Genomic DNA, 19,940 nt, shown 5'->3' with positions numbered 1-19,940 from the left:
ACCTGCGGTGTCGGCCTGAGAGCCCATATGCAGGGCGAGCCCAGTCATACCCGTTTGCACACGCCCATCGAGGCCCTGACCTGCATGACCCACCGCGGTGGGATTAATGCCGACGGCAAGACCGGTGACGGTTGCGGTCTGCTGATTCAGAAGCCTGACGCGTTCCTGCGAGCCATTGCCCAGGAAACCTTCAGCGTCGAGCTGCCCAAGCAATATGCGGTGGGCATGGTCTTCTTCAACCAGGATCCGGCCAAGGCCGAAGCCGCTCGCGAAAACATGAACCGCGAGATCCTCGCTGAAGGCCTGCAGTTGATCGGCTGGCGCAAAGTGCCCATCGACACCAGCGTCCTCGGCCGCCTGGCCCTTGAACGCCTGCCGCAGATCGAGCAGATGTACATCGGCGGCGAAGGCCTGAGCGATCAGGACATGGCCGTGAAGCTGTTCAGTGCGCGTCGTCGTTCGTCGGTGTCCAACGCCGTCGACTCCGACCACTACATCTGCAGCTTTTCGCACAAAACCATCATCTATAAAGGCCTGATGATGCCGGCCGATCTGGCCGCGTTTTATCCAGACCTGAGTGACGAGCGCCTGCAAACCGCGATCTGCGTGTTCCACCAGCGCTTCTCCACCAACACCCTGCCGAAATGGCCGCTGGCTCAGCCATTCCGCTTCCTCGCCCACAACGGCGAGATCAACACCATCACCGGTAACCGCAACTGGGCGCAGGCCCGGCGCACCAAGTTCACCAACGATCTGATGGATCTGGAAGAACTCGGCCCGCTGGTTAACCGTGTCGGTTCCGACTCTTCCAGCATGGACAACATGCTCGAACTGATGGTCACCGGTGGCATCGACCTGTTCCGTGGCGTGCGAATGATTATTCCGCCGGCGTGGCAGAACGTTGAAACCATGGATCCGGATCTGCGTGCGTTCTACGAGTACAACTCGATGCACATGGAGCCGTGGGACGGCCCGGCCGGCGTGGTAATGACCGACGGTCGTTACGCGGTGTGCCTGCTCGACCGTAACGGTCTGCGCCCGGCGCGTTGGGTCACCACCACCAACGGTTTCATCACCCTCGCGTCGGAAATCGGCGTGTGGGACTACAAGCCTGAAGATGTGATTGCCAAGGGCCGTGTCGGCCCTGGCCAGATCTTCGCCGTGGACACCGAAACCGGGCAGATCCTCGACACCGACGCGATCGACAACCGTCTGAAGTCCCGTCATCCGTACAAGCAATGGCTGCGCAAGAACGCTCTGCGCATCCAGGCGACCATGGAAGACAACGATCACGGTTCGGCGTTTTACGACGTCGATCAGCTCAAGCAATACATGAAGATGTATCAGGTCACGTTCGAAGAGCGCGATCAGGTTCTGCGTCCGCTCGGCGAGCAAGGCTACGAAGCCGTGGGCTCGATGGGCGACGACACGCCGATGGCCGTGCTCTCGCAGCGCGTGCGCACGCCGTACGACTATTTCCGTCAGCAGTTCGCGCAGGTTACCAACCCGCCGATCGACCCGCTGCGTGAAGCGATCGTGATGTCGCTGGAAATCTGCCTCGGTGCCGAGCGCAACATTTTCCAGGAGTCGCCGGAACACGCCTCGCGCGTGATCCTCAGCTCGCCGGTGATCTCGCCGGCCAAGTGGCGCTCACTGATGAACCTCGACCGTCCGGGTTTCGAACGGGCGATCATCGACCTCAACTACGACGAAAGCGTTGGCCTCGAAGCGGCGATCCGCAACGTTGCCGATCAGGCTGAAGAAGCTGTGCGCGACGGTCGTACCCAGATCGTCCTGAGCGACCGCCATATCGCCCCGGGCAAGCTGCCGATCCATGCTTCGCTGGCGACCGGTGCGGTGCACCACCGCCTGACCGAAAAAGGCCTGCGTTGCGATTCCAACATCCTTGTTGAAACCGCGACCGCCCGTGACCCGCATCACTTTGCGGTGCTGATCGGTTTCGGCGCCTCGGCGGTCTATCCGTTCCTCGCGTACGAAGTGCTGGGCGACCTGATCCGTACCGGTGAAGTGCTGGGCGACCTCTATGAGGTGTTCAAGAACTACCGCAAAGGCATCACCAAAGGTCTGCTGAAGATCCTCTCGAAGATGGGTATCTCGACCATCGCCTCCTACCGCGGAGCACAATTGTTCGAAGCGATCGGCCTGTCCGAAGAAGTTTGCGACCTGAGCTTCCGTGGCGTGCCGAGCCGCATCAAGGGTGCGCGTTTTGTCGACATCGAAGCCGAGCAGAAAGCACTCGCCAGCGAAGCCTGGAGTCCGCGCAAGCCGATCCAGCAGGGCGGTCTGCTGAAGTTCGTCCACGGTGGCGAATATCACGCGTACAACCCGGACGTGGTCAACACCCTGCAAGCCGCCGTGCAGCAGGGCGACTACGCCAAGTTCAAGGAATACACCTCGCTGGTGGACAACCGTCCGGTGTCGATGATCCGCGACCTGTTCAAGGTCAAGACGCTCGACACGCCGCTGGATATCAGTGAAATCGAGCCGCTGGAATCGGTGCTCAAGCGCTTCGACTCCGCCGGTATCTCGCTGGGCGCCTTGTCGCCGGAAGCTCACGAAGCCTTGGCCGAAGCCATGAACCGCCTCGGTGCGCGTTCCAACTCCGGTGAAGGTGGTGAAGATCCGGCGCGTTACGGCACCATCAAGAGCTCGAAAATCAAGCAGGTCGCGACGGGTCGTTTCGGCGTAACCCCGGAATACCTGGTCAACGCCGAAGTGTTGCAGATCAAAGTCGCGCAAGGCGCCAAGCCGGGCGAGGGCGGGCAACTGCCGGGCGGTAAAGTGAACGGACTGATCGCCAAGCTGCGTTACGCAGTGCCGGGCGTGACCCTGATTTCGCCGCCGCCGCACCACGACATCTACTCGATCGAAGACTTGTCGCAGCTGATTTTCGACCTCAAGCAAGTCAACCCGAAGGCACTGGTTTCGGTGAAACTGGTAGCTGAAGCAGGCGTCGGCACCATCGCCGCCGGTGTGGCCAAGGCCTATGCGGACTTGATCACCATCTCCGGCTACGACGGCGGCACCGGTGCTTCGCCGCTGACTTCGATCAAATACGCCGGCGCACCGTGGGAACTCGGCCTCGCCGAAACCCACCAGACTCTGCGCGGCAACGACCTGCGCGGCAAAGTCCGGGTGCAGACCGACGGCGGCCTGAAAACCGGCCTCGACGTGATCAAGGCAGCCATCCTCGGCGCTGAAAGCTTCGGCTTCGGTACTGCGCCAATGATCGCGCTGGGCTGCAAATACCTGCGTATCTGCCACCTGAACAACTGCGCCACCGGCGTTGAGCGCAACCCGCCGTTCGACAAAGGCCTGCTGGCCGAGAAAATGGTCGAGATGGCCTCGTCGGCGATCAACGACATGAGCGGCGCCGAATTTGATCTGGATATCTGCAACTGCGACCGTTCGATCGGCGCGCGGATCTCCGGCGAAATCGCGCGCAAGCACGGCAACCAGGGCATGGCGAAAGCGCCGATCACCTTCCGCTTCAAAGGCACTGCCGGTCAGAGCTTCGGTGTGTGGAACGCCGGCGGTCTGAACATGTACCTCGAAGGCGATGCCAACGACTACGTCGGCAAAGGCATGACCGGTGGTTTTGTCTGCGTTCTGGGCAAGACCGGTTACAACTTCGGCTCTGGCATGACCGGCGGTTTCGCCTATGTGCTCGATCAGGACAACGCCTTCGTTGACCGGGTCAACCACGAACTGGTGGAAATCCAGCGGATCAGCGGCGAGGCGATGGAAGCCTATCGCAGCCACCTGCAAAACGTGCTGAACGAGTACGTCGCGGAAACCGACAGCGAGTGGGGTCGTGAACTCGCCGAAAACCTCGATGACTATCTGCGCCGTTTCTGGCTGGTCAAACCGAAGGCGGCGAGTTTGAAATCTCTGCTCTCCAGTACTCGTGCGAGTCCGCAATAAAAGACGCAGCTGCAAGCGGCAAGTTACAAGCCGCAAGTTAACAGCAGTGCGCGATGTGCCTGCAGAGTGATTTTCTTGCAGCTTGAAGCTAGTAGCTTGAAGCTGCTGTTATGAGGTTTTGAAGATGGCCGAACGTCTCAGTAACGACTTTCAATTCATCGATGTCGGGCGCAAAGATCCGAAGAAGAAACTGTTGCGTCAACGCAAGAAAGAGTTCGTCGAAATCTACGAACCGTTCAAACCCCAGCAGTCGGCCGATCAGGCCCACCGCTGCCTGGGCTGCGGCAACCCGTATTGCGAATGGAAGTGCCCGGTGCACAACTTCATTCCGAACTGGCTGAAGCTGGTGGCCGAGGGCAACATCCTTCAGGCCGCCGAGCTGTCGCACCAGACCAACACCCTGCCGGAAGTCTGTGGCCGGGTGTGTCCGCAGGATCGTCTGTGCGAGGGTGCCTGCACCCTTAACGACGGCTTCGGTGCGGTGACCATCGGTTCGGTCGAGAAGTACATTACCGACACCGCGTTCGCCATGGGCTGGCGCCCGGACATGTCCAAGGTCAAACCGACCGGCAAACGTGTCGCGATCATCGGCGCGGGCCCGGCGGGTCTGGGGTGTGCCGACGTGCTGGTACGCGGTGGCGTGACCCCGGTGGTGTTCGACAAGAACCCGGAAATCGGCGGTCTGCTGACCTTCGGCATCCCCGAGTTCAAGCTGGAAAAGACCGTGCTGAGCAATCGTCGCGAAGTCTTCACCGGCATGGGCATCGAGTTCCGTCTGAATACCGAAGTCGGCAAAGACGTGACCATGGAACAACTGCTCGCCGAATACGATGCGGTGTTCATGGGCATGGGCACCTACACCTACATGAAGGGCGGTTTTGCCGGTGAGGATCTGCCGGGCGTTTATGACGCGCTGGACTTCCTGATCGCCAACGTCAATCGCAACCTTGGCTTTGAAAAGTCGCCGGAAGATTTCGTCGACATGAAAGGCAAAAAGGTCGTGGTTCTCGGCGGCGGCGACACGGCGATGGACTGCAACCGCACGTCGATCCGTCAGGGCGCCAAATCGGTGACCTGCGCTTATCGTCGTGACGAAGCGAACATGCCCGGCTCGCGCAAAGAGGTGAAGAACGCCAAGGAAGAAGGCGTGAAATTCCTCTACAACCGCCAGCCGATCGCTATCGTCGGTGAAGACAAGGTCGAAGGCGTCAAAGTGGTCGAGACCCGTCTCGGCGAACCGGACGCCCGCGGCCGTCGCAGCCCAGAGCCGATCCCGGGTTCCGAAGAGATCATCCCGGCCGACGCCGTGGTCATCGCGTTCGGCTTCCGCCCGAGCCCGGCGCCGTGGTTCGAACAGTTCGAGATCCAGACCGATAGCCAGGGCCGCGTCGTTGCGCCTGAGCAAGGTCAGTACAAGCACCAGACCAGCAACCCGAAAATCTTTGCCGGTGGCGACATGGTGCGCGGTTCCGACCTGGTGGTAACGGCGATCTTCGAAGGCCGCAACGCCGCCGAAGGGATCCTTGATTACCTGGGTGTCTAAAAAACAACGCAATCTCTTGTAGGAGTGAGCCTGCTCGCGATGGCGGTAGATCAGTCACCTGATGCATTGGCTGATACTCCGCCATCGCGAGCAGGCTCACTCCTACAGTTGTTTTTGGGTGCTGCAAATTTGATCGTTCCCACGCTCTGCGTGGGAATGCAGCCGGGGGCGCTCTGCGTCCCCAAAAGCGTGACGCAGAGCGTCACAGGAGGCATTACCACGCAGAGCGTGGGAACGATCATTGCGCAATAAATTGACCCGATAGACAAAAGGCTGACCTGCATCCGTGCCTTTTGCGTCGCGCTCTGAGAAAATGCCCGCACTTTTTTTCCGGATGCCGACATGACTGCCCTGAAGAACGACCGTTTCCTCCGCGCCCTGCTCAAGCAACCCGTAGACGTCACCCCTGTGTGGATGATGCGTCAGGCCGGTCGCTACTTGCCGGAATACCGCGCCAGCCGCGCCCAGGCCGGTGATTTCATGAGCCTGTGCATGAATCCGGAGTTCGCCTGCGAAGTCACCATGCAACCGCTCGACCGCTATCCACAACTGGACGCGGCGATCCTGTTTTCCGACATCCTCACCATCCCCGATGCCATGGGTCAAGGCCTGTACTTCGAGACCGGTGAAGGTCCGCGCTTCAAAAAAGTCGTCAGCACTCTCGCCGACATCGAAGCCCTGCCGATCCCTGATCCGCACAAAGACCTCGGCTACGTCATGGACGCGGTCAGCACCATCCGTCGCGAATTGAACGGCCGTGTGCCGCTGATCGGCTTCTCCGGCAGTCCGTGGACTTTGGCGACCTACATGGTTGAAGGCGGCTCGTCGAAAGACTTCCGCAAGACCAAAGCGATGCTCTACGACAACCCGCAAGCCATGCACCTGCTGCTGGATAAACTGGCGCAATCGGTGACCTCGTACCTCAACGGCCAGATCATGGCCGGCGCGCAAGCGGTGCAGATCTTCGATACCTGGGGCGGTAACCTGTCGGCGGCGGCGTATCAGGAATTCTCGCTGGCCTACATGAAGAAAATCGTCAGCGGTCTGATCCGCGAAAACGACGGTCGCAAAGTGCCAGTGATCCTCTTCACCAAAAACGGCGGCCTGTGGCTGGAAAGCATCGCCGACGCAGGTGCTGACGCACTGGGCCTGGACTGGACGTGCGACATCGGCAACGCCCGCGCCCGCGTTGGCGACAAGGTTGCCCTGCAAGGCAACATGGATCCGACCGTGCTTTACGCAAAACCGGAAGCGATCCGCACCGAAGTCGGACGTATTCTGGCCAGCTACGGCAAGGGCAGCGGTCACGTGTTCAACCTCGGCCATGGCATCACCCCGGAAGTCGATCCGGAACACGCCGGCGCTTTCCTGCGTGCGGTGCATGAGTTGTCGGCGCAGTACCACGAATAACGCTGCAACGTCTGTACAAAAAAACCTGCCCCGTGTCATGCGGGGCAGGTTTTTTTATGCGTGTAATGTCACTCAATCATTCTCTTATCCCTTCGGAGGGAGCTTGGGTGAGGGGCTCTTGAGGGTGAGGATGAATAGTTTCCTGTTGTAAGAATTCTTTCTTTAGTTGTCGGATTAGTTTCCGTGGCGACTATTCCTGCTACACCCGGTGATTACTCCTACATAGAAGTTTTCCCTATCCACGTAAGGTTTCAGGCGTGTGTTCGGCATGGGGTCGAGCACCGTATTAGAGCCTGGCGCGATGCCAGGCTCGCTTATTTGATATGAGCCTGGAATAACAATGAAAAAACCAAATTTTAAAAGGAGTGCATTGGCGACATGCACTTCTTCGTTGATTTTACTGTCGGCCATGCTGGGTTCTTCGGGCGCAGTAGCTCATGGTTATGTAGAGGTGCCGCCATCGCGCGCGTTGCTGTGCCAGAAGGGAGTAAACACCGGTTGTGGTGGTGCGCAATACGAGCCACAAAGTGTTGGCGAAACCTTTCAGGGTTTCCCGGCCGGTGTGGGTGGTGACAAGGGCCAAGGGCCGGTAGATGGCAGGATCGCTAGCGGTGGCAATGAACTGTTCACTGCTCTGGACGTGCAGTCCGCGACACGCTGGCAGCTGACCGACATCAAAGAGCGCACGCTGGATTTCCAGTGGCATTACGAAGCGCCACACCCGGTTGAATACCACCAATATTTCATTACCCGTAACGGCTGGAACCCGAATGAAGCGTTGAAACGCACTTCGTTCGAGAGCACGCCTTTTTGCGAGGTCGCGGGTGATTTTCAGATGCCTGTGCCAGGCACCAGGCATCGCTGCAGTATCCCGGAAGACAAAAACGGTCAGCACGTGATCCTCGCGATCTGGGGCGTCAGTGATACCAAAATGGCCTTCCACAATGTCCTCGACGTAAACATCATTGCCGAGCCGTCCCTGCCAGGTGGCTGGTCGTCCGTCGGCGCCATCGCACCATCGACGCCACTGCTGACCGGCGACAAGGTCAAGGCCCGCGCCTTTACCGCAGAGGGTGAGAGCGCGCCTTACAGCGTCGAAATCTCGATCGACAACGCTGAAGACGCCGAGCCGCAAAACTGGTCGTTCAAACTCGCCGAGCAGATCAACCAGTCGCAGACCCTGATCCGCGCCGGCGTTCGTGATGAAAACGGCAACATCGAAGCGATTCGCGGCAGCAACACGCTGTACGCACAAAAAGACAGCGGCGTTGTCCGCTACGAAGTGCAACTGCTGATGAAAGAAGACGCCGCCGCGCGTCTGTCGGTGGCCTCGCAACAAGCCGAATACGTGCTCGACAAAGGTAAAACCAAAGTCGATTTCAGCCTGATGTCGAACCGCAAAATGAACGTCGAAGCCAACCTGTTCAACGAGCAGAACAGGCTGGTCGGCACCACCACCGCGCAAGCGGACAGCGGTGCAACCTGGCTGGCCATGGACATCCGCAGCAACCCCGGCCCGCACACGCTGACCCTGGTTGGCACCACGCTGGATGGCCGCACCACCCGTCAGGACACCCAGCCTGTCAACGTCACCGGTGAAGGCGCCGGTGCCGATTACGACTTCCTGTTCCCGGAAGGTCTCAGCGACTACACCGCCGGCACCAAGGTGCTGCAACCGAAAACCAACGAGGTCTTCGAGTGCAAGCCGTTCCCGGCATCCGGCTATTGCAAGCAGTACAAGCCTGAGGCGAACGGTTTCGAACCGGGCGTCGGCGAGCACTCGCATGCGGCGTGGAACAAGCTCTAAGGCTCGTCCCGTGTAATTGCGTCAGACGACCACCGAGGTCGTCTGACCGCTGATGATTTTCAGGGGCGATTCGAATGACGCTTTCAATTTATTCCAAGCAACAAATGCTGCTGCACTGGGTGTCGGCGGCGGTGATTCTGTGGACGCTGGTCACCGGGTTTTATGTGGCCAACGTCAATGTGGCCAATGACACCAAACAGTGGGTGGCCGGCGTCAATGTGTCGCTGACCACGCTGTTCATCCCGGTGTTCTGCTGGCGGCTGGTGGTGTTTGTCAGCCACCTGCGACATGAGCGCATGGCGCAGTTTTCCTCGGCAAAAATGCTCGCGATGTTTGTCCATCGGCTGATCTATTTGCTGGTGGCAGTGGTGCTGGTGAGCGGGGTGCTGATGATGGATCGACCGATCCCTGTGTTCGGCCTGTTCGAATTCCCGCAGCCGCTGAGCGATGTGGCGCTGACAGACGGCTTTTTCGTGCTGCACATCTGGGCCTGCACCGCGTTGGCAGTGCTGGTAGCGATGCACATTGGCGCGGTGATTCTGCACGAGCTGCGCGGTTACCGCGTGCTGCGACGCATGTCGTGGCGCTCGCGCGTTCGCCAGGCCTGTGGGCGTATCGGATGAACCGCCGGTGAGATTTTTTTTGCTGTTGGGACTGTGGGCGCTGCCGTTCGCCTGTGCAGCGTTTCTCGCTTGGCAGGAGTGGGCGTTTCGCAGTGCGCAACGTCTTCCCGCGCCGGTCGCTGTGCCTATGCCGACGGCACCTGCACCTTTGAACACCGCCGCAGTGGCAACGGTGTTCGGGCTCGCCGCGCCCAGCGCACTTCGACCAAGCGCCGAATCGCTGACCCTGCAAGCGACGTTCGCCGTCGACAGTGGCCTGTCGAAAGCCCTGATAAGCGCTGCGCAAGGTGCGCGGTTATATCGGGTTGGCGACGACTTGCCGGGCGGCAGCGTATTGCGTCGAGTCGAGGCACAACACGTGGTGCTGTGGAACAAGGGGCGGGAGGAATCATTGCTTCTCGCGCCCTCTGCCAGCGTATTCCTCAAGCACTCGCCTGCGTCCGTCGATGCACCCGCCGCAGACATTTCCGCACGTTTTCTTCGCCCGCTGAACGGGCAGTCAGAGTGATCTCATTGATGAACAACTTGAACGGCGCGCACGCTCTGCGCACCTTGTTGGTTTGCGCCGTGCTGGCGACGCCGCTCCTCAATCGCCCTGCGTACGCCGAGGAACAGCGCTGGCAGTTGGCGATGAATCAGGCCGAACTGCGCGACATCGTCGAAGAGATCTCGGCGATCCTCGGCACCACCGTGGTGCTCGACCCGCGTGTGTCGGGACGCGTCACCGTCATGTCCCGTCAGGCGCTGGATCGTGAGGGCGTGCGGCGCTTGTTCTACTCGGTGCTGGACGCGCACAACTTCACGGTGATCGATGAGGGCGACCGCATCCTCATCACTCCCGTGGCAGACGTGAAAACCCGTGCCGGTCAATCGGCCAGCGAGCGCGCCACCCCCGCGCAATTCATCACCCAAGTCATCGAACTGAACACCAGCAGCGCCGCCGATCTGTCTGCGCTGATTCGCCCGTTGGTGTCGGCCAACGGCTACCTAGGCCCGTCCGTTTCGGCCAATGCCTTGGTGATCACCGACACCGGCGCCAACGTCAAACGCATCGCCCAAGTGGTGCGCCAACTCGACGGCGGGCAGCAAGATCAGCACGCTGTGGTAGCGCTGCGTTTTGCCCAGGCCAGCGACGTCGCCACGGTGATCGAATCCTCGCTGGGCAAGCGCAATGTCGACTCGCTGATTCAAGTGCTGGCCGACGTCAGATCCAATCGCTTGATCGTCATCGGCCCGCTCGCCGTGCGCCAGCGTTTGACCGAGCTGATTCGCCAACTCGACGTGCCGGCCACCGCCAGTCTCGACACCGCGCGGGTCATCCGTTTGCGCCACAGCGATGCCAAGCAACTCGCGCAGGTGCTGGAAAGCATGGGCCAGAATCGCAAACAACCCACATCTGGCAGCGGCAAAGAAGCGTCCGCCGCAACGCCGTTCATGCTCAAGGCCGACGAAAGTCAGAATGCGCTGGTGCTGATCGCCGATCCGGCTCAGGTCAGAACCATCGAGAACATCGTCCGCGAGCTCGATCAGCCGCGCGCGCAAGTGCTGATCCACGCCGCCATTGTCGAAATCTCCGGCGACATCGCCGATGCCGTGGGCGTGCAGTGGGGCTTGAGTACGGGCGACGCGAAGGGCTTTATCAACTTTCCCGGCACCGACATTCCCATCGTCGGTGGCTTGAAGTTCGACGAGAAAAAATCGGCGCCCGACGGCGCGATTCTGCAGTTGGGCGGCGACCGTTTCGGCGCGTTGATTTCGGCGCTGGCGAGCAATACGCGGAGCAATCTGCTGTCCACGCCGAGCCTGCTGACCCTCGACAATCAGCAAGCGGAAATCATCGTCGGGCAGAACGTGCCGTTCAAGACCGGCTCCTACTCGACCAACAGCAGCGGGGCGGATAACCCGTTCACCACGGTCGAGCGCAAGGACGTCGGCATCAGCCTGAAGATCAAACCTTACATCAACGAAGGCTCGACCCTGCGTCTGGAAGTCGAGCAGGAAGTCTCGGACATCGCGCCTTCAGTGTCGGGCATCGATTCCTCGGATCTGATCACCAACAAGCGCGCGCTGAAAAGCACGATTCTCGCCGACGATGGCGAAATCATTGTGATTGGCGGGCTGATCCGCGACAGCGTGCGCACGCAGAAAAGCGGTGTGCCGCTGCTGCGCGACATTCCCTATCTCGGCGCGCTGTTTCGCTGGAGCCGCGACACCCAGACCAAAAGCAATCTGATGGTATTCCTGCGCCCGACCATCGTGCGCAGCCGCGAAGATCTCTCGGGGATCAGCCAGCAGCGTTACGACACCTTGCGCGACCTAAGTCAGCCCAAGGCCGGGGAGAGCAACTCGCTGTTGCTGCCGGCTGAGGCGCGGCATTTGTTTGAGCCCGCGACGGTGGCGCCATGAGTGCTCCGCTGGAAATCCTGCCGTTCGGTTTCGCCCGGCGGTTTGGCGTGCTGCTGGACGCTGCGGGCTCGCGTCTGCTCATTCGTGCCGACACGTCGCTGACCGCGCTGGCCGAAGTGCGTCGCTTATGTGCTCGCGAACTGTCAATCGAGGTGCTTGAGCCAGAGCCTTTTGCCGCGCGTCTGGCCGCGACTTATCGCGAAGGTCAGAGCGCCGCGCAACAGGTCGCGCAGGGGCTGGACGATGAACTGGATCTGCTCAGCCTCGCCGAGCAGGTGCCGCAAACCGCCGACCTGCTCGAACAACAAGGTGATGCGCCGGTGATCCGCCTGATCAACGCGCTGCTCAGCGAGGCGGTGCGCGCGCAGGCTTCGGACGTCCATCTGGAAACCTTCGAGCAATACCTGTCGGTGCGCATGCGCGTCGACGGTCAGTTGCGCGAGATGCTCAGGCCCAGACGCGAACTGGCGACGTTGCTGGTGTCGCGGATCAAAGTCATGGCGCGGCTCGACATCGCCGAAAAACGCGTGCCGCAGGACGGCCGGATTGCACTGCGTCTGGCCGGGCACGAAGTCGATGTGCGCGTCTCGACACTGCCCTCGGCGCACGGCGAACGGGTGGTGCTGCGCTTGCTCGACAAGCAGGCCGGACGCCTCGAACTGCATCGTCTGGGCCTGCCGGACGACACCCTTGCCGTCCTGCAAAAATTGCTCGGCAGACCTCACGGGATTTTGCTGGTAACCGGGCCGACCGGCTCGGGCAAAACCACCAGTTTGTATGCGGCGTTGAGCAGCCTGAACGATCCGTCACGCAACATTCTCACGGTCGAGGATCCGATCGAATATCACCTGCCGGGGATCGGCCAGATGCCGGTCAATGCGAAAGTCGAGATGACTTTCGCCCGCGGTTTGCGGGCGATTCTGCGGCAGGATCCGGACGTGGTGATGGTCGGTGAAATCCGTGATCGCGAGACCGCGCAAATCGCTGTGCAGGCTTCGTTGACCGGACATCTGGTGCTGTCGACGTTGCACACCAACAGCGCGGTCGGCGCGGTGACGCGGCTGGTCGACATGGGCGTGGATGCGTACTTGCTGGCCTCGTCGTTGGTTGGTGTGCTTGCGCAACGCTTGTTGCGCACGTTGTGTGTGCATTGCAAGGCGCCGTATTTCGCTGATGACGAGACTCGCCTGCGTCTGGATTTGCAACCCACGCAGACCGTGGCGTTGTTTCGGCCGCAGGGCTGTGAGCATTGCCAACACGGTTATCGCGGACGCATCGGCATCTATGAATTGATCAGCATCAGCGAACCGGTGGCAGCGCTGATTCATCGAGGTGCCAGCGAGCGCGAACTGATCGACGCCACGCGCAAGGATTCGCGCAGTCTGTTTGAGGCCGGTCGGCAACGCGTGCTCGATGGCGTGACCAGCGTCGATGAGTGGCTGCGCGTGACGCAGGAGGACTGACCGATGCCGACCTTCGATTACCGCGCCGAAAACGCTCAGGGCCACCGCTGCCGAGGCCGGCTCGAAGCCGAAAACCCAAGGCACGCGCGGCAGCTGTTGCGAGAGCGAGGACTGTGGCCGTTTCAACTCAAAGAACTGCGCGGTGAACAGGGTGCGAGGCGTGCCGGCCGTTTGAGCGCTAGTGATCTGGCGCTGCTGACGTTGCATCTGTCGACGCTGGTGCAGGCCGGTTTGCCGCTGGAAGAAGCGCTGGAAGTGGTCGCCCGACAAACCAGCAAGCGGCGTGTTGCCGGGTTGTTGTGGGCGGTGCGTGGTCGAGTCATGGAAGGCCATGCACTGGCCGTCGCGTTAAGCCAGTTTCCTGCGGCATTTCCCGAATTGTTCCGCGCCACGGTAGCGGCGGGTGAGCGTTCGGGCCATCTCGGTCATGTGCTGGAGCAACTGGCCGCTTACACCCAGGCGCGGCAGGCATCGCGACAAAAGATTCAGATGGCGCTGATCTATCCGTCGATTCTGATGTTCGCCAGCGTGGCCATCGTTGGTTTTCTGCTCGGCTACGTGGTGCCGGACGTGGTGAACATTTTCGTCGACAGCGGCCAGCCGTTGCCTTGGCTGACCCGCGCATTGATCAGCCTCAGCGACGGTGTACGTCAGTTCGGTCTGGTGTTTCTTGGCGGCACATTGGCGCTGTTTAGTGGCTGGCGCTGGAGTTTGCGGCAACCGCTCTGGCGACTGCGCTGGCATGCGCTGGCGTTGAATATTCCGCTGATCGGCACGCTTCTGCGCGCCATGGAAGCGGCGCGATTCGCCAGCACTCTGGCGATCCTCGGCAAGAGCGCCGTGCCCTTGGTCGATGCGCTGGAAATCGCCGCCGCTGTCATCGGCAACCAAACCATCCGCGCACGCATGAGTGAGGTCGCCCGCTCGGTGCGCGAAGGCTCGACGCTGACCCGCAGCCTGGAACGCAGTGGCGATATCCCGCCGATGATGCTGCACATGATCGCCAGCGGTGAACGCGCCGGCGAGCTCGACGCCATGCTCGCCCGCGCCGCCGAACAACAGGAAGCCAGCCTAGCTGCGCGCGTCGCCTTGATGGTGAGTTTGTTCGAGCCGGCGATGCTGCTGGTGATGGGCGCGGTGGTGTTGCTGATTGTCCTCGCCATCCTCCTTCCGATCCTCAGTCTCAACCAATTGGTGAATTGATCCATGGCTCTTTTGCACAGAAAAACAGCGACCGCGCAGCGCGGTTTCACCCTGATCGAAATCATGGTTGTGGTGGTGATCATCGGCATCCTCGGCGCGATTGTTGTGCCGCAATTCATGAGCCGGCCGGATCAGGCGAAAACCACCGCGGCGAAGATCGACATTCAGGCGATCGCCACGGCGCTGGAGATGTATCGCCTCGACAACGCGCGGTATCCGACCACGCAGCAGGGGCTGGAAGCGTTGGTGAAACGCCCGAGCGGCACCCCGGCGGCGCGCAACTGGAATCCGGCCGGTTATCTGAAAAGTCTGGCGCGCGATCCGTGGGGCACGCCGTATCAATACCTCAACCCCGGCACCCGTGCGGTGGGCGGCGGTTATGACTTGTATTCGCTGGGTTCCGATGGCGTCAGCGGCGGTGACGGCCACGCTGCCGATATCGGCAACTGGGCCATCGATTGATGCGCCAGCGCTGCCGGGGTTTCACCTTGCTGGAATTGATGGTGGTCATGGTGCTGATCGGCGTGCTGCTGGGTTTGGTCAGCCTGGTGGGCGGCAGCAATCCGGCGCAAGTGGCCCGGCAGGAGGCGAGCCGGATTGCGCGGGTGATCGAGCAGTTTCGCGAACGGGCGGTGCTGGAAGGGCGCGAGTTTGGTGTGGGGTTTAGCCAGGAGGGTTATCGCGTTCTGCAGCTTGGCGAGCGGGGTTGGTCGCCTTTAATGGCTTTGCAAATATGGCCGCCGGAATTGTATCCGCGACTTGCCGTGGAGGGCCTGCCGGTGCGCTTGGCGAGCAGCGCAGAAAGGCCGCAATTGTTGATTCTGAGCAGCGATGAAATCAGCGCGTTTACTTTGCAGTTGGCAAGCCGCGAGCGAGTTTGGGCGGGTTTGTCTTCGGACGGTTTGAGCGAGGTCTCGCTTGATGAGTGAACGACTGCTGATCAAGCGCATACGAGGTTTCACGTTGCTGGAAGTCATGGTTGCGCTGGCGGTTTTTGCCGTACTCGCAGCGGCGATATTGTCGGCAAGCCGCTACGTGGTGCAAGAGAGCGGCGCGGCTGAGCAACGGTTGTTTGCCGCGTGGCTGGCGGATAACCATTTGAACGAACTGCGCCTGCAACGCACGTGGGTCGCCGGACAACAGCAGCAGATCGTGCACATGGATCGCCGCGAATGGCGGTTACGTCAGCATCTGCGCGAGGGCGATGTATCGGGGCTGTTCACGGTGGAGCTGGAAGTCAGTCTCGCCGACAGCAATCAACCGTTGTATCGCACAACTGCACGGTTGCAGGGCCGCCATGAATAGCCAGCGTGGTTTCACCCTGCTGGAACTGGTGATCGCGATGGCGATTTTTGCCGTACTCGGTCTTGCCAGTTGGCGCCTGTTCGACAGCGTGGTGCGCGTGCAACAGGCGACGGCGAGTCATGAGCGCGCTTTCAGAAGTCTGCAACGGGCGGTGGCGGTGATCGAGCGCGATCTGCTGCACATCACCGAACAGCGGGTGGTGTTGAATGCCGGGCAACTGAGCGTGCAGCGCAGTAACTGGCGCAATCCGCTGGATCAACCGCGCAGCGAACGTCAGGAGCTGACGTATCGCTTGCTCGGCGACGTGTTGTGGCGCGAGAGCCGTGCCGAGGGCTCGCTGACCGTGCAGCGGCAGAAGTTGCTGGAGGAAGTCGTCGATCTGCGCTGGCACGTGATTGATGCTTCTGCGTTGGAGTTTCAGCTCTCGACCCGGCGCTATGAAGGCATTCGCCGGGTGCTGCTGTTGCCGGAAGCCTTGCCATGAAGCACCGGCAACAGGGGTTGGCGCTGATCAGTGTGATGCTGGTGTTGAGCCTCGCTTTGCTGATCACCAGCGGCCTATTGCGCAGTCATCGACTGGCCTTGCAGAGCAGCGCGCAACAGCTGCAAACCTTGCATTTGCGTCAGTGGGCGATGGAGGGGGAAATCTGGGCGCTACGGCGTTTGCACAAGGCGTTTGTTGAACAACAGAACCACGCCGAGATGCTCCGCGACTGGCCGCAAATCACTCCTGAACTGGGCAGCGAAGACGCGCAAGTCGAGGTGCAGATAGAAGACCTGTCGGCGCGTTTCAATCTCAATGCATTGCTGCATCAGGGGCAGATTGATGTGGTGACGCTTGAGCGCTGGGCGCGGTTGCTCGAATTACTGGAGTTGCCCGCGCTGCGACCCAGTCAGGTCGGATTGTTATCCGAGGTGAGCCAATTGCGACTGCTGCCGGGTTTCGATGCGGCAACGCTACGACGCCTAGAACCATGGGTTTCGCTGCTGCCCACGGATGCAGCGCTGAATATCAACACGGTACCGGCGCTGTTGCTGCACGTGCTTGAGATCGAACCGGACATAACTGACGCCCTCGTTCACCAGCGTTCGACAACCTCATGGCACAGCGTTCAGGCCTTCAGCGCCGACCCGTTAATCGCTGAGGCTGGAATCAATACTCATGGACTGGGCGTCGACAGTCGCTGGCATCGCATCAGCGTGCGCGTGGTGCAAGAGCAGCATGTGTTGACGCTGAGCACTGACGTCGAGTTCGTCGTAAAAACCGCCCAGCTGAAAGTCCTGCAACGTCGTTTACTTTCCTCCCGCGGCCTCGAGATAACGCAATGAAAAACTGGCTTTACCTGACCGCCGAAGGGCTTGCAGACCTGTCGTCTGACTGGCCATGTTGCCTGTGGTCGCACACCGGCGAACGTCAATCGATGCCGCTGCATCAAGCCGCACAAGTACTGCGCGGACAAAAAATCGACCTGCTGCTGCCCATCGAATCCTGCAGCTGGCTGCGCAGCGAACCCTGGCCCGGGCGCCGTGCGCCCGCCGCGCAGGCGCTGGCATTTGCTGTGGAGGAACAGCTTGGCGAAGCGCTCGACACTGTGCATTTGAGCGTTGGTAAAGCGGACGCCGAGCGACGTTACCCGCTGATGGTCATCGCTCGTGAGCGCCTGGCCGCCGTGTTGTCGCTGCTCGGTGAAAGTGGTCTGCAAGTGCGCTCGGTGTTTGTCGATGCCGACTTGTTGCCCCCGGATCAGCCGATCGGCATCCGCTGGTTCGGACGCTGGTTGCTGGGCGGGTCGTTGCCGGCGCGGCTTGCAGTCACGGACGAGGGTTTGGCCGCGCTGAAAGGCGTGTTGCCCGAGGACATGATTTGGGTCGATGAGCCGGATGAACAGGCATTGCTGGCGGAAGGTTTTCGACAAGCGATCAATCTGCGTCATGGTGAGTTTGCGCCACGGCATTCGCCGTTGCCATGGCGTTCGCTGGCGGCGGTGCTGCTGACCTTTTTGTTGCTGGGCGTAGGCGCCAGCGAAACGCGGTTCCGTTTCCTTGACGGCGAAAACCGGCGTCTCGCCGAGCACAATGAACAGCGCTTCAAAACGCTGTATCCACAGCACGGGCAAATCGTCGATCTGACCGTGCAGATGCGGGCGATTCAGGGTTTGCCAGCGCAGTCTCGCGACACTCAGGTTGCGGCGCTGGTCAGGTTGATCGAGCAGGTGATTGGCGCGAGTCAGGTCGAGGTCAAGCGCATCGATTTTGCCGAGGTCGATGGCTGGAAAGTGCAACTGACAGCCAACAGTTTTGCCGAGCTTGAGCAGTTGCGTGAACGCGGGCGTCAGCAAGGTCTGGCGATAAAAGTCGAAGGCGCGAGCAAGATAGGTGATCGGGTGACGGCGACACTGACGTGGGAGGCGGGCGTATGAAGTCTGATGATTACGTTCAGCGTTGGCGGCATTTGTCGCGCCGTGAGCGTGGGTTGATCCTGCTGCTGATGGCGGGGTTGCTCGGTGGTGCGGTGTTCTCATGGTTGTGGCAACCGAGCGTGGAACGGCTGGAAGCGCTCGAGCGCCAACATCGTCAGCAACAGGCTTTTGCAATTCAACTGGATCGCACTCAGCCACCAAGCAGTTCGGCGTTCGACGCGACTCAGCCGTTGTCGTTAAGGATCAGCGAAAGCCTCAACTCGACCGGGCTTGAGGTGCAGCAAATGGACAGCGATAACGAGCAGATCCGTCTGACCCTTAGCGGCCCGCCCGAGCCATTGTTGCTCTGGCTGGACAGGCTTGAACGTGACGGCGTGGTACTGCAATCGCTGAGCCTGGAGCCGCGCGACAATCTGCTGGAAGCGCGGCTACAGCTCAGATAGTCGCGCCATTCAGGGGCGGCAGTTTCGCCAGTTTCAATGCCACCAACAGTGCGACCAGCAACAACGCGCCGATGAATAAACCGATGCCGTTCCAGCCACCAAGGTGCCAGAACACCCCGCCTGCGGTGCCGGCGATACTCGAGCCGGCGTAGTAGCTGAACAGGTACAGCGACGACGCCTGGCCTTTGGCTTTGAGCGCGCGGCGGCCGATCCAGCTGCTGGCCACCGAGTGCGCACCGAAGAAACCGAAAGTGAAAATCAGCATGCCGACAATCACCAGAGGCAACGGCGTGAACAGGGTCAGTGCGAGGCCGACGAACATCAGCGCAATGGTCGCCCAGAGCACTTTGCGGCGGCCAAGTTTGTCGGCCAGCGAACCGATTTTCGCCGAGCTGTAAATGCCCGACAGGTACACCACCGAGAGCAAACCCACAAAGACTTGATCAAGGTTGTACGGCGCCGCCAGCAAGCGATAACCGATGTAGTTGAACAGCGTGACAAACGCGCCCATCAACACGAACGCTTCGAGAAACAGCAGCGGCAAACCGGCATCGCGAAAATGCATGGTGAAGCCGTCGAGCAGACTGCGCGGGTGCAGCGAACGTGAACGGAAATTGCGCGACTCCGGAAGAATCTTCCAGAACACCGCTGCGGCAATCATCGCCAGACCGCCGATCACCAGCATCGCCGTGTGCCAGCTGACGAAGTCGATCAACACGCCGGTGATCAAGCGCCCGCTCATCCCGCCTATCGCGTTGCCGCCGATGTACAAACCCATCGCCAGGCCGATGTGCTGCGGGTGAATCTCTTCGCTCAGATAAGTCATCGCAACGGCGGCCAAACCGCTCAGCGACAGGCCGATCAGTGCGCGCATGATCAGCACGCCTTCCCAACTCGGCATCATTGCACTGGCCATGGTGCAAATCGCTGCGGCGAAAAGCGCAGTCACCATCACCGGTTTGCGTCCGACCCGATCAGAAATCGGCCCGGTGATCAGCAGACCGATGGCGAGCATGCCGGTGGCGACCGAGAGGATCAGGCTGCTCTGCGCGGCGTTGATCGAATATTCGTGGGACAGCAGCGGCATCATCGGCTGCACGCAATACAACAGCGCAAAGGTCGCGAAACCGCCACTGAACAACGCCAGCACCGTGCGCATGAACATCGGCGTGCCTTTTTCGATGTAGATCTCTTGCAGCTCGGCGACGACATCGTCGGCTGCAGCAGGCGGAACTTCATGGGCAAGGGGCGCGACAGCAGTTTTCACTTCAGACCTCGGAGGGCACAGCCAGGCAGGCAATGAAAAAATCATATAGCTGGCTAATGTTTCTATCCAATATATTGTTCGACCTGTTTGATAGCTTTTACGACC

18 protein-coding genes are annotated in these 19,940 nt (G+C 60.6%); 16 read left to right on the top strand and 2 right to left on the bottom strand.

Annotated elements, in window-relative coordinates; genetic code table 11:
• The 3 genes from gltB to hemE all read left to right on the top strand — a co-directional run.
• A partial coding sequence (gltB, locus tag ACIP66_RS20420) for a glutamate synthase large subunit (RefSeq protein WP_400650386.1) occupies positions 1-3,945 on the top strand: 3,945 nt, incomplete at its 5' end.
• A 124-nt stretch (positions 3,946-4,069) separates the two neighbouring features.
• Entirely contained in the window at positions 4,070-5,488 is a 1,419-nt protein-coding gene (locus tag ACIP66_RS20415; protein ID WP_039757038.1) for an FAD-dependent oxidoreductase, read from the top strand.
• A gap of 342 nt (positions 5,489-5,830) precedes the next feature.
• Positions 5,831-6,898 (top strand): uroporphyrinogen decarboxylase, encoded by a 1,068-nt coding sequence (hemE, locus tag ACIP66_RS20410; RefSeq protein ID WP_053116656.1) that lies wholly within the window; start codon positions 5,831-5,833, stop codon positions 6,896-6,898.
• Between the two features lie 174 nt (positions 6,899-7,072).
• Here hemE and ACIP66_RS20405 read toward each other — a convergent pair whose 3' ends face one another.
• Positions 7,073-7,309 (bottom strand): hypothetical protein, encoded by a 237-nt coding sequence (locus ACIP66_RS20405; protein WP_400650389.1) that lies wholly within the window; start codon positions 7,307-7,309, stop codon positions 7,073-7,075.
• Between ACIP66_RS20405 and gbpA the strand changes: the two genes are divergently transcribed.
• The 13 genes from gbpA (at position 7,239) to gspM (ending at position 18,568) form a co-directional block, all read left to right on the top strand.
• The gene (gene gbpA, locus ACIP66_RS20400; RefSeq protein ID WP_400650383.1) at positions 7,239-8,705 is read left to right on the top strand and encodes an N-acetylglucosamine-binding protein GbpA; all 1,467 of its coding nucleotides are present in this window, start codon (positions 7,239-7,241) and stop codon (positions 8,703-8,705) included. The two genes, ACIP66_RS20405 and gbpA, sit on opposite strands and share 71 nt — an antisense overlap.
• Before the next feature lie 74 nt (positions 8,706-8,779).
• On the top strand, positions 8,780-9,328 hold the full coding sequence (locus ACIP66_RS20395; RefSeq protein WP_400650380.1) for a cytochrome b/b6 domain-containing protein: 549 nt from the start codon (positions 8,780-8,782) through the stop codon (positions 9,326-9,328).
• Between the two features lie 7 nt (positions 9,329-9,335).
• On the top strand, positions 9,336-9,836 hold the full coding sequence (locus ACIP66_RS20390; protein ID WP_400650377.1) for a type II secretion system protein N: 501 nt from the start codon (positions 9,336-9,338) through the stop codon (positions 9,834-9,836).
• An 8-nt stretch (positions 9,837-9,844) separates the two neighbouring features.
• On the top strand, positions 9,845-11,734 hold the full coding sequence (gene gspD / locus ACIP66_RS20385) for a type II secretion system secretin GspD (protein WP_400650375.1): 1,890 nt from the start codon (positions 9,845-9,847) through the stop codon (positions 11,732-11,734).
• Positions 11,731-13,197 (top strand): type II secretion system ATPase GspE, encoded by a 1,467-nt coding sequence (gspE, locus tag ACIP66_RS20380; RefSeq protein WP_400650373.1) that lies wholly within the window; start codon positions 11,731-11,733, stop codon positions 13,195-13,197. The genes gspD and gspE overlap by 4 nt, the downstream gene beginning before the upstream one ends.
• 3 nt (positions 13,198-13,200) lie before the next feature.
• Complete coding sequence (gene gspF / locus ACIP66_RS20375) at positions 13,201-14,400, top strand: type II secretion system inner membrane protein GspF (protein WP_400650370.1); 1,200 nt, start codon at positions 13,201-13,203, stop codon at positions 14,398-14,400.
• 3 nt (positions 14,401-14,403) lie between these two features.
• On the top strand, positions 14,404-14,862 hold the full coding sequence (gene gspG / locus ACIP66_RS20370; RefSeq protein WP_159811634.1) for a type II secretion system major pseudopilin GspG: 459 nt from the start codon (positions 14,404-14,406) through the stop codon (positions 14,860-14,862).
• Positions 14,862-15,329, top strand: a complete 468-nt coding sequence (gene gspH, locus ACIP66_RS20365; protein ID WP_400650368.1) for a type II secretion system minor pseudopilin GspH — start codon at positions 14,862-14,864, stop codon at positions 15,327-15,329. The genes gspG and gspH overlap by 1 nt, the downstream gene beginning before the upstream one ends.
• Entirely contained in the window at positions 15,322-15,705 is a 384-nt protein-coding gene (gene gspI, locus ACIP66_RS20360; protein WP_400650366.1) for a type II secretion system minor pseudopilin GspI, read from the top strand. The genes gspH and gspI overlap by 8 nt, the downstream gene beginning before the upstream one ends.
• Positions 15,698-16,189, top strand: a complete 492-nt coding sequence (locus ACIP66_RS20355; RefSeq protein ID WP_400650363.1) for a prepilin-type N-terminal cleavage/methylation domain-containing protein — start codon at positions 15,698-15,700, stop codon at positions 16,187-16,189. The genes gspI and ACIP66_RS20355 overlap by 8 nt, the downstream gene beginning before the upstream one ends.
• The gene (locus ACIP66_RS20350; protein WP_400650360.1) at positions 16,186-17,034 is read left to right on the top strand and encodes a type II secretion system protein GspK; all 849 of its coding nucleotides are present in this window, start codon (positions 16,186-16,188) and stop codon (positions 17,032-17,034) included. The genes ACIP66_RS20355 and ACIP66_RS20350 overlap by 4 nt, the downstream gene beginning before the upstream one ends.
• Positions 17,031-18,125, top strand: a complete 1,095-nt coding sequence (gene gspL / locus ACIP66_RS20345) for a type II secretion system protein GspL (protein WP_400650357.1) — start codon at positions 17,031-17,033, stop codon at positions 18,123-18,125. Before ACIP66_RS20350 ends, gspL begins: the two co-directional genes overlap by 4 nt.
• Positions 18,122-18,568, top strand: coding sequence for a type II secretion system protein GspM (gene gspM, locus ACIP66_RS20340; RefSeq protein WP_400650356.1), 447 nt, complete (start codon positions 18,122-18,124; stop codon positions 18,566-18,568). The genes gspL and gspM overlap by 4 nt, the downstream gene beginning before the upstream one ends.
• On the opposite strand, the gene ACIP66_RS20335 is transcribed toward gspM, so the two are convergent.
• Positions 18,561-19,835 (bottom strand): MFS transporter, encoded by a 1,275-nt coding sequence (locus tag ACIP66_RS20335; protein WP_053116668.1) that lies wholly within the window; start codon positions 19,833-19,835, stop codon positions 18,561-18,563. The two genes, gspM and ACIP66_RS20335, sit on opposite strands and share 8 nt — an antisense overlap.
• Positions 19,836-19,940 lie beyond the last annotated feature (105 nt).

It is taken from the genome of Pseudomonas sp. NPDC088429, from assembly GCF_044753305.1.
In the GTDB taxonomy this organism is placed as follows: domain Bacteria; phylum Pseudomonadota; class Gammaproteobacteria; order Pseudomonadales; family Pseudomonadaceae; genus Aquipseudomonas; species Aquipseudomonas rustica.
The sequence above is the reverse complement of the archived record's forward strand: the minus strand, read 5'-3'. Positions and strand labels throughout refer to the sequence as shown.